Source organism: Mycobacterium sp. smrl_JER01, assembly GCF_048513595.2.
Lineage (GTDB): Bacteria > Actinomycetota > Actinomycetes > Mycobacteriales > Mycobacteriaceae > Mycobacterium.
Genome location: NZ_JBLXXK020000001.1, coordinates 127,078 through 142,767, shown reverse-complemented (window position 1 = coordinate 142,767; position 15,690 = coordinate 127,078). Strand labels below are relative to the sequence as shown.

15 protein-coding genes and 1 pseudogene are annotated in these 15,690 nt (G+C 67.6%); 6 read left to right on the top strand and 10 right to left on the bottom strand.

All coding sequences use genetic code 11. The annotated features are described in order from the left end of the window. Positions 1-71: 71 nt before the first annotated feature. The 7 genes from eccCb to ACNUDN_RS00685 all read right to left on the bottom strand — a co-directional run bounded on the left by eccCb (position 72) and on the right by ACNUDN_RS00685 (position 9,001). A complete protein-coding gene (gene eccCb, locus ACNUDN_RS00715) occupies positions 72-1,823 on the bottom strand; it encodes a type VII secretion protein EccCb (protein WP_431959154.1) in 1,752 nt (583 codons plus the stop codon). Between the two features lie 4 nt (positions 1,824-1,827). Continuing rightward, positions 1,828-4,080 carry a type VII secretion protein EccCa gene (gene eccCa, locus ACNUDN_RS00710; RefSeq protein ID WP_419120160.1) on the bottom strand — a complete coding sequence of 751 codons (2,253 nt, stop codon included), beginning with the start codon at positions 4,078-4,080 and terminating at the stop codon, positions 1,828-1,830. Beyond that, on the bottom strand, positions 4,077-5,537 hold the full coding sequence (gene eccB / locus ACNUDN_RS00705; protein ID WP_419120159.1) for a type VII secretion protein EccB: 1,461 nt from the start codon (positions 5,535-5,537) through the stop codon (positions 4,077-4,079). Before eccB ends, eccCa begins: the two co-directional genes overlap by 4 nt. 3 nt (positions 5,538-5,540) lie before the next feature. Continuing rightward, positions 5,541-7,265 (bottom strand): type VII secretion AAA-ATPase EccA, encoded by a 1,725-nt coding sequence (eccA, locus tag ACNUDN_RS00700; RefSeq protein WP_419120158.1) that lies wholly within the window; start codon positions 7,263-7,265, stop codon positions 5,541-5,543. Beyond that, positions 7,262-7,672 (bottom strand): hypothetical protein, encoded by a 411-nt coding sequence (locus tag ACNUDN_RS00695; protein WP_419124953.1) that lies wholly within the window; start codon positions 7,670-7,672, stop codon positions 7,262-7,264. The genes eccA and ACNUDN_RS00695 overlap by 4 nt, the downstream gene beginning before the upstream one ends. A gap of 244 nt (positions 7,673-7,916) precedes the next feature. Continuing rightward, entirely contained in the window at positions 7,917-8,804 is an 888-nt protein-coding gene (locus ACNUDN_RS00690) for an ESX secretion-associated protein EspG (protein ID WP_419120157.1), read from the bottom strand. Further along, the gene (locus ACNUDN_RS00685; RefSeq protein ID WP_419120156.1) at positions 8,804-9,001 is read right to left on the bottom strand and encodes a hypothetical protein; all 198 of its coding nucleotides are present in this window, start codon (positions 8,999-9,001) and stop codon (positions 8,804-8,806) included. The genes ACNUDN_RS00690 and ACNUDN_RS00685 overlap by 1 nt, the downstream gene beginning before the upstream one ends. A gap of 294 nt (positions 9,002-9,295) precedes the next feature. On the opposite strand from ACNUDN_RS00685, the gene ACNUDN_RS00680 reads away from it, so the two are divergent. Then, positions 9,296-10,630: a MinD/ParA family ATP-binding protein gene (locus ACNUDN_RS00680; protein ID WP_419120155.1), complete on the top strand. Its 1,335-nt coding sequence runs from the start codon at positions 9,296-9,298 to the stop codon at positions 10,628-10,630. Here the strand turns inward: ACNUDN_RS00680 and ACNUDN_RS00675 are convergent. Beyond that, positions 10,614-11,354, bottom strand: coding sequence for a transcriptional regulator (locus tag ACNUDN_RS00675; protein ID WP_419120154.1), 741 nt, complete (start codon positions 11,352-11,354; stop codon positions 10,614-10,616). The two genes, ACNUDN_RS00680 and ACNUDN_RS00675, sit on opposite strands and share 17 nt — an antisense overlap. Positions 11,355-11,705: 351 nt before the next feature. Between ACNUDN_RS00675 and ACNUDN_RS00670 the strand changes: the two genes are divergently transcribed. After that, positions 11,706-11,999 carry a WhiB family transcriptional regulator gene (locus ACNUDN_RS00670; protein WP_419120153.1) on the top strand — a complete coding sequence of 98 codons (294 nt, stop codon included), beginning with the start codon at positions 11,706-11,708 and terminating at the stop codon, positions 11,997-11,999. Between the two features lie 286 nt (positions 12,000-12,285). Here the strand turns inward: ACNUDN_RS00670 and ACNUDN_RS00665 are convergent, their stop codons facing one another. After that, positions 12,286-12,555 carry a DivIVA domain-containing protein gene (locus ACNUDN_RS00665; RefSeq protein WP_419120152.1) on the bottom strand — a complete coding sequence of 90 codons (270 nt, stop codon included), beginning with the start codon at positions 12,553-12,555 and terminating at the stop codon, positions 12,286-12,288. A 109-nt stretch (positions 12,556-12,664) separates the two neighbouring features. Here ACNUDN_RS00665 and ACNUDN_RS00660 point away from each other — a divergent pair. The 3 genes and pseudogenes from ACNUDN_RS00660 to ACNUDN_RS00650 all read left to right on the top strand — a co-directional run. After that, positions 12,665-13,624 (top strand): annotated as a pseudogene (locus ACNUDN_RS00660) (pirin family protein); the annotation flags it as partial. Positions 13,625-13,636: 12 nt separating this feature from the next. After that, the gene (locus tag ACNUDN_RS00655) at positions 13,637-13,969 is read left to right on the top strand and encodes a GNAT family N-acetyltransferase (protein WP_419124952.1); all 333 of its coding nucleotides are present in this window, start codon (positions 13,637-13,639) and stop codon (positions 13,967-13,969) included. Positions 13,970-13,994: 25 nt separating this feature from the next. Next, positions 13,995-14,804, top strand: coding sequence for a thioesterase family protein (locus tag ACNUDN_RS00650; protein WP_419120151.1), 810 nt, complete (start codon positions 13,995-13,997; stop codon positions 14,802-14,804). Here the strand turns inward: ACNUDN_RS00650 and ACNUDN_RS00645 are convergent. After that, positions 14,797-15,297, bottom strand: coding sequence for a pyridoxamine 5'-phosphate oxidase family protein (locus ACNUDN_RS00645; RefSeq protein ID WP_419120150.1), 501 nt, complete (start codon positions 15,295-15,297; stop codon positions 14,797-14,799). The genes ACNUDN_RS00650 and ACNUDN_RS00645 overlap by 8 nt on opposite strands. Positions 15,298-15,414: 117 nt before the next feature. Between ACNUDN_RS00645 and ACNUDN_RS00640 the strand changes: the two genes are divergently transcribed. Beyond that, positions 15,415-15,627, top strand: coding sequence for a DUF3072 domain-containing protein (locus ACNUDN_RS00640; protein ID WP_419120149.1), 213 nt, complete (start codon positions 15,415-15,417; stop codon positions 15,625-15,627). Positions 15,628-15,690 lie beyond the last annotated feature (63 nt).

Here is a 15,690-nt window from a genome sequence, read left to right as displayed (position 1 = left end):
TCGGCCGCCCCTCCATTTGCTGGAGACGCACTTCCCTAATATTAACCGCCGTCAGAGGGTGCTCGGAACACTTATTCTTCGGGTGGATCCACATAGGCCGCCTGAACCACTTCCTTCACATCGGGTGTGACGAAGAACGCCTGGCCGGGGGGTCTTTTCTTGACGACGATCTCTCGGGACGGGAAGTCCTGTTTCTCCCCCGACAGGAACATGGTCGGCGTCCCGGCGCCGTACGCCGCGCCGACGAACTTGTCCATGGTCGCTCGGCTGGCCTGGCTCATCTGGCAGGTCACCACCAGGTGCAGCCCGATGTCCGCCGCTGCGGGCAGCAACGGAGCCAGCGGCGCCATCGGCGACAACATTCCGCTGGCCGCGGTGATCATGTGCCAGTCATCGACGAGCAGCACCACATCCGGTCCGGACCACCAGGAGCGTTGTCGCAGTTGCGACGGGGTCAGATCGGTCGGCGGGAGCCGCTTGACCAGGTTCGACACCAGCGCCTTGATCGACTCCTCCAAGGTGGCGTGGTTGCGATTAATCGCCCCCGCCGGCAACAGGTGCGTCTCCGGCACCGCCTCGAGCAGACCGGAGCGGTAGTCGGCGATCATGAACCGCACCTGCTCGGGGCTGTTGCGCGCACAGATCGCCTGCGCGATCGCATGGGCGATGGTGGTCTTCCCGGATTTGGCCGCGCCGAAGATCAAGTGGTGCGGAGTGCTGTGCATGTGGTTGTGCGCAACCGTCAGGTCCGACTCACGCACACCCACCGGGATCGTCCACCTGGTGCGGTAATCGGAGTCGATGCCGGGAGGATTGGGGTCCAGCTCGTGCAGAAAGATCCGGCTGGGCAACACGCGGACCGGCGGCGCCTCGACGGTGTGGCGGGCCGAGATCTCCTGTACCGCAGCGGCCATCGCCGGAACCAGTCCCTCGGCACTATGAACTCCGTCGAGCCGCGGTACACCGATCATCAGGTGGTGTCTCTCGGTCGACACCGCACGACCCGGGCGGTTCAACGGGATCTCCCGGGTGATGCGGTCGATCTGCGTCTCGTTCACGTCGCCCAACCGGAATTCGATCTTGGTGCCCAGGTAGTCGCGGATCCGGGCGCGCAGCTCTGTCCACCGCGGAGTGGAGATCATCGCGTGCACCCCGTAGGCCAGGCCCTGCCCGGCGATGTCCTGCACCGTGGCCTCGAGGTCGGGGAACTCGGCCGCGAACGCCGGCCAGCCGTCGATGACCAGGAAGACGTCACCGAACGGGTCGGCTGATGCCGGATGGTTGGGATCCTCACGCATCTGCCGGTAATCGGTCATCGAACCGACACGGTACTGTTTGAACGTCTGCTCGCGCTGCCGTAGAACAGCTTTCACTTCGGCGACGACACGGTTGACCCGGTCCGGTTCGGCACGGGTGGCCACGCCACCCACGTGCGGGAGGTCCTCGATGTACATCAGGCCGCCGCCGCCCATGTCGACGCAGTAGAACTGGATCTGTCGCGGCGTGTGCGACGCCGACGCCGACAGGATGAACGTCTGCAGCAGAGTCGATTTGCCGGTCTGGGGCGCACCTCCGATCGCGACATTTCCCGCCGCGGTGGTGATGTCGATACCCCACACCTCCTGGCGATGCCGGCGCGGCTCGTCCATGACCCCGAGCCCGATCCGCAGCGGTCGGCGATCGTAGTCGCGGGTGATGAGCTCGTTGACCGGGGTGGGATCTGCCAGCGGCGGCAACCACATGCGATAGGCGTAGTTCTCGCCGGTGCTCAGCTGGTCGAGCACCACCTCGCGCAACACCCTCTGCCCGGGATCGACGGTCATCGGCTCAGCCTCGCACCCATGTCGTCTGCTCCTCTCGCAGGCGTGCGTCGGTGATCGGCGCGGTGGTGAACCGATGAATGCGGATGTTCTTGTCGGCGTGCGCTTTCGGCGACTCGTCCGTGCCCACGTCGGATACGGTGGGCACGTAGGGGTTACCGGTGTAGACGCTCTGGAACTTCACCGGGTCTTCCATACCGATCCGCAAAAAGCCCACCCCGCTTTCCTTGTTGGTGATGTACTGCGCCTCCGGCGTGCCGATCACCGCCTTGGACTCCGCGGAGCTGGTGGTGCGCAGTGCGATCCGGTAGGTCAGGTTCGGCTCAAGTTTGTCGATGCGGGTTCCACCGGTGTTGAGCGACTGGGTGGCCAGCAGCAGGTGCACCCGCAACGACCGCCCCACCCGGCAGATCCGATCGAACAGATTGATGAAGTCGGGGTGGTTCTGCAGCAGCTCGGCAAACTCGTCGACCACCACGAACAAGGTGGGCAGTGGGGGCAGATCGGCACCGCGCTCGCGGTGCTTCTCGTACTCCGCGACACCGGACAGCGCCCCCGCCGCGCCGACCTGCATACCCGCCTGACGCAGGATGGACTGCCTGCGGTCGAGTTCGCCGGTGAGCACCTCGCCCATCCGGCTGACCAGCTCGGCTTCCTCCTCCATGTTCGTCACCACCGCGGCGGTGTGCGGCAGCTTCTCCATGCCGAGGAATGTCGATCCGCCCTTGAAATCGGTCAGCAGCAGGTTGATCTGGTCAGGGTGGTGGGTGGCGGCAAGCGAGAGGATCAGTGTGCGCAGAAACTCCGACTTACCGGAACCGGTGGTGCCGATGAGCATTCCGTGCGGTCCCGCACCGAACTCCGCACCTTCTTTGATGTCCAGGTGCATAACCTCACCGGTCTTGAGTTCGTGGCCGAACGGGATGCGCAGCCGGTCGCGGTCGGTGTCGGCGAACATTCGCCACCGCGCCGGCGTCACCTCCTCCACTGACTGCGCGCCGACGATCTCGTGCCATTCGGTGGCAACCTTCTTCTGCACCCGGGTGCCCTTGTCGATGATGGTGCCCGTGATCGACCAGCCGGCAAGCTTGCGCGCCACCCGATCCGCTTGGCGCGGAGTCATCCCGTCGACCTGACTGGCCACCAGTCGGAACGATGCACCGGGCAGCTTGTCGTCGGCGGTGCCGTCGGCCTGGTCAACTCGGATTCGATATGCCGAGCGGTGATTTCCGAGCGTGATCACGGTGACTCCGGATCTGCCGTCCATCGGGAACCCGGCCCGGCCGCCGGTCAGATCGATCACGATGACGTACGGCCCGCTCGGGGTGGCGTCGGCGGTGTGCGGACCCCGGGCGGCGAGGTCGCTCAGCGCGTCCGGGCGGGTGAACACCATTCGGGTCGCGCCCGCGGCGTCCGTGTCGGACTGATGCTGAAGATGGGGCAGCCACTTCAGCCAGGACCATGACGGATCCTCGGGATTGTCGGTCAACACCCGCATCTGCAGCATGTCGGGCGGGTGGAATACCGCGAGGTGACAGATCATTGCCGTCAGCAGCCGGGTGGCCGCCTCGATGTCACCGCCCACTGCGATGGTGGGGAAGGTCCTGAGCTGCACAAGTTTCGGGCAGTCATGGATGAGGCCGTGGGTGCGCAGGAACTTGGTCACCCACATGTGGCTGACCGGCTCCAGATGAGGCTGCGGGGCACCGGCAGGCCCGGCGAGTTCGGCGCCCACCGCGGGCTTGAGCAATCGGTCCACGGCAGGTTCCGATCCGAGGCCTATCCGGGTGGCGGCATAGAAGTCGTGGTTGGCCGGGCGCGACCATTGCCGATGGGTGCCGATGATCGACAGCAGGTCGTCCGGATGGGGTGCGTGGTAGTTGAAGAACGTCACCTGGGCCGCAGCCGAGGACGTCACCCGGGTACGCAGTCCCGCCAGATATCGCAGATACTCCTTGCGGTCGGCGTTGATCTCGGGCACCTTCTTGCCGCCACTACCGCCACTGGCCATCAACCCGACTGCGCCCATGACCACCATCAGCGGCATCATCAGCATGTACGGCGAGAAACTCCGCAAACCCCCGAAGATCAGGATCGCGATCATGCCGAGCATGCAGCCACCCATCACCCAGGGCAGGGCCTTCTGCATCCCCGACGGTGGGATGTCGACACCGAGATCCTCCGGCGGCGTCACGTTGATCTCGCCCGGTGTCAGGCGCGGTCCGCGCTTGATGATCGGCGTGAACTTCCGAGTGGTCATCCTCCGCCCCCTACCGGAGCCACATCGGCATTGACCCTGCGCGGATTGGGATTTGGCGGCAAGGTGTCGTGTTCGACAAGGGCTGCCTGTTGCGACAGCACGGGCCCGTCCACCAGCAGACCGACCACCTGCCACGGCGCGGTGCGCGGCGACGACAGGCCCAGTTTCGCTGCTGTCTCTTCGTCGGGCAGGCCGTAGCGCACCCCCTGCGGATCGATGTAGTACAGACTCTCCCCGTACCGCGGATCCGGCGATTGCAACCGGATGTACTGGCCGCCATCGATGTACACCGTCGCCTCGCCGGTGATCTGTCTGATGCCGGTGCTCAGCGCAGGCGGCGGCAACGGCAGGCGGCGCCCGGCGATCACCGTCATCGTGGGTGCCTGGTCACCGGCGACCCGCTGCCACGCCCAGCACACGGTCGGCATCTCTTCGCGCAGCAGCACATCCATCGGCACATCGGGCAGCGGCGAATCGTAGACCTGCTCGGGGACCCGGGCGACCGCGCTGGACTCCATCGACGGCGGCTGGATCAGGCCGTAGGAGTTGGTGGCCCGCAGCGCCGCGGCAGTGGTGTTGTTGACCCTGGCGACGCCGTTCGGTAACACCACGTAGTGCTGTTCGTCGGAATCGGTGACGGTGAGGAACACCGAGCCGACCACCAGTTCCGGCGGCAGACCCAGCGAGTTCGGTGCGCCCGCGGCCGGGATGTCGGGCAGTCGCCACGGTCCGGCGTTGGGAAGGGCATTGAACAGTCCTTCCGAGATCGGCGTGGAACGGGCGGTGACCGGGATGCCCACCGCGGACGTCACCGCCCGGTCGGAGAGGTCGACCAGATGTCGGCCGGCTTCGGTGACGAGCCAGTTCTGGTCGTTGAAGAAGACCAGCATGCCCTGCTCCGGCCGCATCGGGCCGACGGAGGCGTCCGTCGCCAACGCGGTGATCAAGACCGAGGTTTCCACCGACGGGAACACACTGTCGGGTTTGATCACGGTGTCGCACAGGCTCCACTGGGACTCCGGTGACGAGGACACAGGGGTGGCGTAGGGAGCGCCGGGGATTCCGACGGTCTGACCCTTCGGCATCTGGTCGAGCTCTTGGGATTTGACGGCCACCGGGGTTTTGCCGTCACCGAGGATCAGACGCGCCGACGTCAGGTTGTACACCGGTCGCAGCTGTCCGCTGTCGGGAAGCACCAGATAGAGCTGATTGGTGGTGCGGTCGACCAGAAGGGTGTCGCCGCCGCGCTTTCCGAGCGGTTTGAAGTAGGCGAGCAGTACTGCGCCGAGACAGATCAGCACCGCGATGATGATGCCGGCGGAGACCGCACGGCTGTAGAACTGCAACGGGTCGTCGAACATCCTGGTGTCGCGCCGCACGATGGCATGCTCGACGCGGCGCAGCAGGAATCGCCAACCGCTGACCTGAACCTTGGTGGTGAGCCGAAATCCCGCCATGCGCTACCCGCTGATGCTTATCCGGCTGTGGACCGACGAGATCGCTGCTGCCATGTCTTCCCCGGTGATCTCGCTGAGTTGATCGACGTCGAGGGTGTTGAAATCCAGTGACCGCGCCAGCCGCATGTCGCGCGTCTGCTCGCCGGCCTCCACAAGCTGACGCGCATAGCGGCCGTTGCCTGCGACGTCGAGGGCCGGTTTGCCGTTGGAGGTGCTCCGGCACAGCAGCGCTGCGGCCTCCAGCACGTGTTTGGCGGCCTCGTCGGTCAGGCTGGAATCGTTGCCCGCAGCGATCACCCGGGCGATCTCCACAATTTCCTCGGGGGAGTACGAGTCGAACTCGATGCGGGTGGAGAACCGGGACCGCAGACCGTCGTTGGTCTCCAGGAGCCGGTCGATGTCGTTGCTGTACCCCGCGATGATCACCACGAGCCGGTCCCGGTCGTTCTCCATCCGGGCAAGCAGGGTGTCCAGGGCCTCGGCGCCGAATGGGTCCGCGCGTCCGTCGCGCTCCTGGACGAGGGTGTACGCCTCGTCGATGAACAGCACCCCTCCCATGGCGCGGTCGATGGTGCGCGCCGTCTTCACCGCGGACTGGCCCTCGTATTCGGCGACGAAGTCCTTGCGCGACGTCTCGACGAGTTTGGGCTCGGCGATCCCCCCGAGCCCGGCCAGGATGTTGGCCACCACCCGCGCGATCGTCGTCTTGCCGGTCCCCGGCGGTCCGGTGAAAATCATGTGCTTGGACGCCTGGGCGACCTTCATCCCGCGTGCGGCACGGACTTTGGCCATCTGGGTGGCCGCCCGGTAGCGCTCGATCTGGTCTTTGACCCGGGTCAGGCCGATCTGGCGGTCAAGCTCTGCCTGCGCGTCGGCCAACAACGTCTCGCGGCCGGAGTTGTCGGCCTGGACACTGCCCGGATCCCACGGGTCGCGCCGCGACGCGATCTGCTCCGCGGTGGTGGTCCGCAATCGGTACGCCGGATCCTTCAGCGCCGCAGCGACTTCCGCTGACGGGTGGGATGCCTGCAGCCACTCCAGCAGGCGGACTGCGGCTTCCTCGTTGCCCAGCGCCCGGTACGCCATCGCCGAATACCAGGCGATGGCGATGTTGCACGCCTGTCCGGCGGGCGCCGAGTTGGCTTCCACCAGTCGACGTTCGGCTTCGGTGAACAGGCCGAGATTGGCCGCTGCCACACCGTGCGCGACCAGTGCCGCCCCGGCCAGGAACTTGTCGGGCCAGGTGGTGCCGGCGTTGCGCACCTGGTCGATCACGTCGGTCCATCGCGCGGCGGTGCCGTAGATGACCGCTTTCACCCAGGCCACCAGGTGCTCGCCACCGGCGGCCGGAGCATCGTCGAGCGCCTCCATTGCGTCGGCATGATTGCCCACGGCGGCTTCGCTGACCGCAAAGCCTAGTGTGATCGCCAACGGCGAATTGACCGGATAGGTGATGTCGCCGTACATGCCGCCGATGGGCACCCGGGCGCCCAGGCTGTTCATCGACAGTTCCGCGGTGCCGGCGAGCTTGCCGAAGTTGTTGCGCGAGTACCAGGCCCGAAACATCGTGACCCGGTCGGTGTCTCCGCAGCGGATCCGGCCCACCCAGGCGTCGCAGGCGGATTCGTCGAGTTCGGTGATCTCGGTGAACAGCTCCAGCGACCGGGCCTGGGAGGTGGGCAGCAGGCCGACCGCGGTACCGAAGACGCTTGCCAGATGTTCAGTCATTCCTCACCTGTGTAGCGGGTTGTGAACAGTTCGGCCCGCGCCGCCTGAGCCTGTTCCGGGGTGGGCAATTTCAGTTCTCGACGCAGAAAGTCTCGGGTGGCCACGTTGTCGTGACCCTGTTCTCGCATACCGTCCAACATGACGGTGTATTGCGCCGATCTGGCGTCCTGGGTGGCCAAACCCGCGATCACGACGATCTCCTCGGCGAGGACGGCCTCGGGCATCCTGGCCGCCTGCGGCGAGAGGTCCACCTGAAGCACTCGGCCGTCCACCAGGGTCGTGACGGTCACGGTGCCAGGCGGGTTGGTCACGCTGAACGTCGGACCGTCGAGGATTCGGCCCGACCGGTTCGCCTCGCCCGGGAGGATCTGGGGTTCCGCCGCGAGGTCGTCGTCGGCATCGGCCATGGCGGCCGCCACCGGATAGTCCCCGAGCAGCACACCGAGATCGGTCTCGCCGTCGTCGGTGCTGCCGGCGCGGTAGTCCAGCGCCGCCAGGTCGTCGTCCCCATCGTCGTGGAGATGCCTGGCGTCGTGGAGATGCCTGGCGTCGTGGAGATGTCCAGCGTCGTGGAGATGTCCGGCGTCGTGGAGATGCCTGGCGTCGTGGTGATCGGGCGGAGGGTTGGCCACTGGAGTCTGTCCGCCTTCCTCAGTCCGTGTCCGGATGGTCCGGGGCGTCCCGGTACTCGAACCACGCCTTGGACGGGAGGAACTCCATCAGTCCGTCGAGCGCGCGCTGCAGGTTCTCCGGGGTGCCCGGGAGGAAGCTGCCGTACAGGTCCCCGCCGACTTGTCTGGGGATCGAGACGATCCGGCCGTGCGACGAATCGAGCACCCCGGCGCCCACCCCGGCCTGGGAGTAGGTTCCGCCCGGGTGCCGTTCGTTGGCGGTGATCTCCACCCAGCTGTCCGGCTGTCCGGTGGCCTCGGCGTAGATCCTGGCCGACAGCGGCGGCTGGCCGTACGCGCCGATCTGCTCGGCGGTGCGCGCAGCTGCCAGCGTGGAAGCGATGCCTGTCAACGGTTCGACATTGGCCGGCGCGGCATCGCCGATGACCACGCTCACCATCGCTGCGAGCCCGATCTGCGGAGCCACCCGCTGCAATACCAGCATGTCTTCATCACGCGCGGCGACGACATGACGCTCCCCCTTGCGGCACACCACGAAGCGCACCATTTTGCCACCGGCGTCGCGGCGCCACCACCGACAGTCCAGTGTGCGGTCGGGCCTGCTCAGGGTGTCGACCATGGCAGCGACCTCGGGGTGGGGGTCACCGTAGGCGGTCAGCACGCCCTGCGCGGTGAGATCGTGTGTCACCGCGTCCCAGACGATCTTGCGCTGATCCTCGTAGGGGATGTTGGGTCGGATTCCCAACGCCAGCGGGAAGTCGACCAAATGGAGCAGGTCGGCGACGACCAGGATGCCGTCGATGGTCAGTTCCACGCCGATCACGTCGTCGTGGTGAGTGGGTTCGCCGTCTCCTGGTGTGGAGCCCGAGAAAGAGCTCGGGAAGGGGCCGGAGATGGGGGCGGCCATCACGTGGACGCGCCGAGCGGATGTGCGGCGCCTCCGCGCCACGCCGCGCCGGTGCCCGCAGAGCCGTTGCCTAGGTCCAGGTCATCGGCGGGCGACGACTTCGCCACAACTTTGCCAATCTCTGCACGATTGCCGACGACGACCATGGTCCACTCCCCTTCCCACCGGAAGGGTACCAGCGGTTCAGGGGTCCCCATGACACCAATTCCGAGCGCAAGTATCGGCGGCGGAGCGTCATTGCCGTGCGCGCTGGCAATCTCATCTAAGCCCGTGAAAGGTGGACAGACTGTTTCGGCAAACTCTCTGCGGCGCGCGGACCGCCCCACCGTGCGGCGGCCGACACACCGGCGCGGTACCGGGCGACCTGCGCCCGCGCGCCACTCGCACCCATCACCGCGGAAGTGGTTGGGAGTTTGCTGCACTCGCACCTCGGCCGTGCGGCTCGCTAGGGTGGTGCGGCGAGGAACGTAAACGCGGAGAGGAGACACGTGGTGACCGACCGCGATGACGGAGCCCCCCAAGGTCCGGACGACTTCGACCCTTTTACCGAAGACCCTTTCACCGAAGACACTTTCACCAAAGACCCTGTCACCGAACAGGCCCCGGTGATCCCGCAGCCCGTGCCGGCCAGCGGATCGTTCCACGAACCGACGCCACCCTTCCCGGCGCAACCGATCCCGCCCTCCACCGGGCATCCGCACCCGCCCTTTCCCGGTCCGGCGCAACGTGCCGAGGCGCGGCAGCCGCAGCGGCCTGCCCAACCCTGGGTCGCGCACGCTCGACCACCGGCACCCTCCGCAGCGTCGCACCGCCCGGGCGAGCCACCCGCGGCGCCACGCCCTCCGGTGCGGCCCCACCCCGAGGCTCCGTGGACGGCGCCTCAGCCCGCAACGTACGCCGAGCGCATTCGGCCGGCCGATCTGGTTCCGCACCGCAAGGTCCTGCCGGGCAGCGGTTGGCGCCGGGCGCTGTACAAGGCCACGTTCGGGTTGATCAACCTCGGCCCGTCGCCCCAGGACAAGCAACTCACCGAACTCGAGACGGCGATCAGGAGGCCGCTGCGCGGGAACTTCAAGATCGGTGTGATGGGCAAGGGTGGCGTCGGGAAGACCACCGTGTCCGCCTCGCTGGGCTCGGTGCTGGCCGAATCCCGCCAGGACGTCCGTGTCGTCGCCGTCGACGCCGACACCGCCTTCGGCAAGCTCGGCAGCCGGGTCGACCCGCAGGCGCAGGGGTCGTTCTGGGAGCTCGCCGCCGATCAGCACCTCGAGACGTTCGCCGACGTCCGGAACCGCCTCGGCTGCAATGCCGCCGGTCTTTTCGTGCTTGCCGGCGAGGCCACGCCGGCGCGCCGGCGGGTGTTGGATCCCGCGATCTACCGTGAGGCGCTCTCCCGGCTCGACCGGCACTTCACCCTCTCGGTGATCGACTGCAGCTCGACGATGGACTCCCCCGTCACCCAGGAGGTGCTCCGGGATCTCGACGCGCTGGTTGTCGTGTCCTCGCCATGGGTCGACGGCGCAGCCGCCGCCGGCCAGACGCTGGACTGGCTCGCCGCCCGGGGCATGACCAGCCTGCTCCAACGTACGGTGGTGGTGCTCAACGACTCCGACGGGCATGCCGACAAGCGCACCAAGCGCCTTCTTGCGCAACAGTTCTCGGGTAACGGTCAGCAGGTGATCGAGATTCCGTTCGACGGCAACCTGCGCCCGGGCGGTGTCATCGACGGCAGCGGCGATATGTCGCCGGCCGCGCGTCGCAAGTTCGTCGAGGTGGCCGCAGCACTGGCCGCGTTCTTTCCCGCTCCGGTCAGGCGATCTGGCTGACCAGCGATTCGATGGCTTCGATCTCGGCGGCGGTCAACGGCTCATCGGCCTCGGCCTGGGTGATCGTCTGCTCGGAAACCCCTGCCGCCTGGGCGGTCTCGGGGACTGTGAGGTTGGCCCCCCGACGCGCCGCGTAGAGCCGTTGGCCGAGGGTGGCGCGCGGCGCACGGGCGGCCCGCAGCATCAGGTCGTCATAGAGGCTGCGGACCGTACTGAGCGCCTTGATCAGTGGCGGCGTGACACGTCCGATCCGGGCCGCCCTCGCTGCCACCGCTTCCAGCTGGCGTAGATCGCCGAGGATCGCGGCGACCCGGGGCACGAAGGTCGCGTCGTCGGCCGGCGGGAGCGCCGCCACGGTGGCCCCGAACGCGTGGACCGCGGTGATCACCGCCTGCGCGATCAGTGACACCTCGTCATTGCTCGCCGCGGGCGGCGGTGCGGGCGGCGGGGGCGCAACTCGCAGCGGTTCGCCCCTGCGCAGCCGCGCGATGGTGCCGGGGGGCCATTGCAGGATCTCTTCGAGCCGCGCCCTGGTCCGCTCCCGCGGCCAGCTCCGGCCCTTCTCGAACGCGATCAGCGCACCGGCGTTGAGGATGCCCTCCGCGGCGAGGCTGCGCTGGCTGATGTTGAGCTCGCGGCGCCGCGCCGCGGCTGCGGCGCCCGCCCTGACCATGCCGGGATCCGGAGCATCGGTCGACTCGTCGACCGGCTCGGCGTTCGTCATCAACCGAATCCCTCGCGCTGTGTGGTCACGGCACGCTGATCGTACCGAGCTATGTAGCAATGCGGTCCCGGGCGCGGTGCCGCAGCGGCGGGACATCGTCCAAACTACAACATCTCAGCGGTCTATACCGCATCAACGCAACGGGAACTCGGGGAATCTGCCACAGTCCCCGAAGCCGGAGCTCGCTCATTGAAGCCGCTGTTCACAGCAGTTTTAGCAGGCATCGTGGACTCGTCCCGCCGCCGGGCCCCACCAGAACTGCTGCACTTACTGTTGCAACGCTACGGTTTGTCGGTTACGTTCTCCGTCATCGCGGTGATCACCACCGCCGGCGCGTAGAGGAGCACAACGATGAACGCAATGTCGTGGGACGAGACCCCGATCGGCGAGTGCACGAAAGACCCGGAGCGGTGGACCACCACCGCTGATGACGAAGCCAAGGCGATCTGCCGGTCCTGCCCCCGCCGGTGGCTGTGCGCACGCGAGGCCTGCGAGTCGCCCCGCGCCGAAGGGCTGTGGGCCGGGATCTACGTGCCCGAGGCCGGACGCGGCCGCACCTTTGCCCTGCGTCAGCTCAAGTCACTGGCCGAGCAGAACGGGTGCGCCGTCGGTCAACGCCGCGTCTACTACGCAGAATCGGCGTGATCTCCCGACCAGTCCCATGTCCGGGCCGTTCGTCGCCGCACGGGGGGTCGGCGGCGAACGGCCCGGAATACCTTCGGAGACCGGACGGTTACACGATGCGACGGTGCCGGGCATGCCCCGGGCCCCATCCAAGAAAGTCGCTTCGAGCGACCACTCGCCGAGAGGCGCAGTCGGCACCGTCCCTGGTCTACCAGGCATCGATGAACCGGCTCCCGTGGGAGCCGGTTTTTCGTTGTCCGGCGCGGTCGTGAGCCCGACGCGCTCCGCACGCACGGGCTTGTGCGGTTCAGCCGTCGAGTTCGGCGATGGCCCCGGCGATCTCGGCGAGCAACGCATCAACCTGGTCTTCGTCGACGCCGCGTTTTCCGAGCGGAGGTTTGTTGAAGCGCACGTTGCGTACGTCGTCGGCGCTCAGCCGGCCCCGGCCTTCGAGCCGGCGCGCGCACAGCGCGAGGAAGTCGCCGACCGCCTTCTCGTGGTAACCACGCTTACCCCACCGTGGTTTCTCCAGGTTCACGGTGCGCAGGTACTCGGCTGTCACGACGCCGTCGCTCATGGCGTCAGACTAGTGCCCCCGTCGGTAGCACCGGGGCGACCGCGACGGTCCCGGGCGCCCGCTGGCGCCCCACCTCCCCGCGGGTGCCAACTCCCGTTAGGGTGGGGTGATGAGCAACACCGAACCCGATCCTCCTGAAGTGGATTGTGTCGCTTCGGGATTCGCGGGGGTTCTGCATCCGCGGGAGGTCCCGCTGGGCGGCCCCCGGGCGATCCGGGTGCGGCGCACCCTGCCGCAGCGGGAACGCTCGCTGATCGGCGCCTGGTGTTTCGCCGACCACTACGGCCCCCATCAGGTCCGCGGTGGCACGGGTATGGATGTGCCACCGCACCCGCACACCGGGTTGCAAACGGTGAGCTGGTTGTTCAGCGGCGAGGTCGAACACCGCGACAGCGCCGGAGTGCACGCGATGGTGCGCCCGGGTGAACTGAATCTGATGACCGCCGGTGCGGGGATCTGCCACTCCGAGGTTTCCACCGCCGCGACGACCGTGCTGCACGGCGTCCAGTTGTGGGTCGCCCTGCCGGAGTCCGACCGCGACACCCCGCGCGATTTCGCCCACCACGTCCCCCGGCCTCGATCTGCGGGCGGCGTGACGCTGCGCGTCTTCCTCGGCGAACTGGACGCAGACCGGTCCCCGGTGCACACCTTCACCCCGCTGCTCGGCGCGCAGCTGGACCTCGAGCCGGGTGTCGAGGTCACCCTCGACATCGACGCGGCCTTCGAACACGGGGTGCTCGTCGATCACGGCGAGGTCGAGGCGTGCGGGTCGGTGCTCGCGGTGGCGGATCTGGCGTATCAGGGCACCGGCCGGCAGCAGCTGCACATGACCAACCGCGGAGCCACGCCGGCCCGGGTCCTGCTGCTCGGCGGCACCCCGTTCACCGAAGACCTGGTGATGTGGTGGAACTTCGTCGGCCGCAGCCACGAGGACATCGTGGGATATCGCGACCAGTGGCAGAACCAGGACCCGCGCTTCGGCGCGGTCGAGGGCTATCAGGGCGCGGTCGCGCGGCTACCCGCGCCGCCGCTGCCCAACGCCACGCTGCGTCCCCGTCCCCATCCGGGGTATAGAGGGGGCATGACCACCGACAAGACCGGCGCCCCGACCGAGGTCACCGACGAAGCGGATCGCTTCAGCATCTCGGTCGACGGTACGAAGGCCGGCTTCACCGAGTACCTCGACCACGGCAATCAGCGGATCTTCCCGCACACCGAGATCGACGAGGAGTTCGGCGGTCGCGGGTTGGCGACCATCCTGGTGAGTGCGGCGCTGGAGGCGACCCGGGCAGCGGGCATGCGGATCGTGCCGGTGTGCTCGATGGTCGCGGGTTTCCTCGACAAGCACCCCGAGTTCAACGAGATGGTCGACCCGGTGACAACCGACGTCAAACGCGTGCTGGCGCGGCGCTGATCACGCGTCCGCTAGTGTCGCCGCGGTGATCAGCCGCGCTTTCTTCGTCCCCTCCGAGGAGGGTTTCGCGCCCACCGGCCGGGCCCGGGGACCCTGGGGGGAAACCGTCAGCGGCAACTACGTCGGCGGGCTGCTGGGCCACGTCCTCGAACGCGACGCCGGAGACGACGCTCTGCAGCCGGCGCGACTCACCGTCGACCTCCTGCGGCCCGTGGCACTGGCGGCGCCGATCCGGGTACAGACCAGCACCGTGCGCGAAGGTCGGCGCCTCAAACTGGTCGACGCCACCATGACACAGGCAAGTACCGTCGTCGCCCGCGCCAATGCCCTGTTCCTGCGCCGTGGAGAGCAGCCGGCCGGTGACCGGTTCACCACCGAGGTCGTCATGCCCGCGGTTCCGCCGCTGCCAGACCCCGTCCCCGAGGACGCCACGACCTTCGTGTGGACCTACGGTAAGGACACCGACACGGCATACCCCGGTCTCGACGGCTGGGCACACACCGGACCGAAGTACCTGTGGGCGCGCGAACTCGGGCCGATGGTCGACGAGGTCGAACTGACACCGTTCGTGCGCGCCGCGATGGCCGGCGACATGGCGAGCTCGTTGACGCACTTCGGCGCCGACGGCCTGCCTTTCATCAACGCCGACTACACCCTGACCCTGAGCCGCTTACCCGAAGGGCCCTACCTCGGGTTGGCGGCACTGACCCATCACAGTCACAACGGTGTCGCGACCGGCACCGCAATCGTCGCCGACGAGCAGGGCCCGATCGGCACCGCCACCGCGACCGCCCTGGCCAATCCGGGCTTCAATCCGCCACGCGCGTTCAGCTGAGGTATTGCGCAGTGCTGCCCGAGATCGGCATGCCCTGCAATCCCAGCTTGCGGTGATCCCAGCTGCGCATCCGGGACGGCACCACCCGCACGCCGATGCGGTTGTTCATCATCTGGTCGACGAACGGACGCATTTCGTCGGTGTAGGGGCCGGTGTAGCGCTCCCAGACGCTGATCCCGACGCGCAGGTTGGTCTCCGGGTCGTCGTAGATCTCGGCGTGACCGTCGATCGACACCCCACGCAGAGTGTCGTAGGACAGCCCGTCCTCGATCATCACCGTGATCGTCGGATCCCGGCGGAGATTGACCGCCTTCTGCGATTTGGCCTTCGTCTCGAACCAGATCTCACCGTCGAGCACTGCGTACCACATGGCGACCAGATGCGGCCGTCCGTTCGGCAGCACGGTCGCCATGGTCGCCGTGCGGCTGCGTTCGATGAACTCGGCGATCTCGCCGTCGGTCATCACGATCTTCGCGCGTTCGTTCTTGCCCACGCGTCGATACTGGCAGGTCGCCCCCGGCGGAATCGGCCGGGTCACTCGGTCGGGTGCCGACCGCCCGCTCCAACCGCGAATGTTTCGAACACACATGCGATGGGCAACCGAGGGCGCATGAGCGACAACACCACGCAGGCCCCGCAGGAAAACGCCGAGAAGGACCCCTCGCAGTGGGTGACCGGAGACGAACCGATGACCGGAGCGCAGCGCAGCTATCTGCACACCCTGGCCCAGGAAGCCGGCACCGAAGTGCCCGAGGACGCCACGAAGGCGCAGGCCTCCGAACTGATCGACGAACTGCAGAACCGCACCGGCCGCGGCGAATAACGTTGCACCCGAGGGCCATCGAGGGGCCGGCTTCACCGGGAAGCCGGCGCGGCCCCGCCGCCC

What these genes read in the sequence shown, in the direction of transcription:
- ACNUDN_RS00690 (WP_419120157.1), bottom strand. Translation starts at nt 8,804, where the DNA reads ATGGCCGCCCCCATCTCCGGCCCCTTCCCGAGCTCTTTCTCGGGCTCC.
- ACNUDN_RS00675 (WP_419120154.1), bottom strand. Translation starts at nt 11,354, where the DNA reads ATGACGAACGCCGAGCCGGTCGACGAGTCGACCGATGCTCCGGATCCC.
- eccB (WP_419120159.1), bottom strand. Translation starts at nt 5,537, where the DNA reads ATGGCGGGATTTCGGCTCACCACCAAGGTTCAGGTCAGCGGTTGGCGA.
- ACNUDN_RS00655 (WP_419124952.1), top strand. Translation starts at nt 13,637, where the DNA reads ATGACCACCGACAAGACCGGCGCCCCGACCGAGGTCACCGACGAAGCG.
- ACNUDN_RS00685 (WP_419120156.1), bottom strand. Translation starts at nt 9,001, where the DNA reads ATGGGGACCCCTGAACCGCTGGTACCCTTCCGGTGGGAAGGGGAGTGG.
- eccCb (WP_431959154.1), bottom strand. Translation starts at nt 1,823, where the DNA reads ATGACCGTCGATCCCGGGCAGAGGGTGTTGCGCGAGGTGGTGCTCGAC.
- ACNUDN_RS00670 (WP_419120153.1), top strand. Translation starts at nt 11,706, where the DNA reads ATGAACGCAATGTCGTGGGACGAGACCCCGATCGGCGAGTGCACGAAA.
- eccCa (WP_419120160.1), bottom strand. Translation starts at nt 4,080, where the DNA reads ATGACCACTCGGAAGTTCACGCCGATCATCAAGCGCGGACCGCGCCTG.
- ACNUDN_RS00640 (WP_419120149.1), top strand. Translation starts at nt 15,415, where the DNA reads ATGAGCGACAACACCACGCAGGCCCCGCAGGAAAACGCCGAGAAGGAC.
- ACNUDN_RS00695 (WP_419124953.1), bottom strand. Translation starts at nt 7,672, where the DNA reads ATGGCCGATGCCGACGACGACCTCGCGGCGGAACCCCAGATCCTCCCG.
- eccA (WP_419120158.1), bottom strand. Translation starts at nt 7,265, where the DNA reads ATGACTGAACATCTGGCAAGCGTCTTCGGTACCGCGGTCGGCCTGCTG.
- ACNUDN_RS00665 (WP_419120152.1), bottom strand. Translation starts at nt 12,555, where the DNA reads ATGAGCGACGGCGTCGTGACAGCCGAGTACCTGCGCACCGTGAACCTG.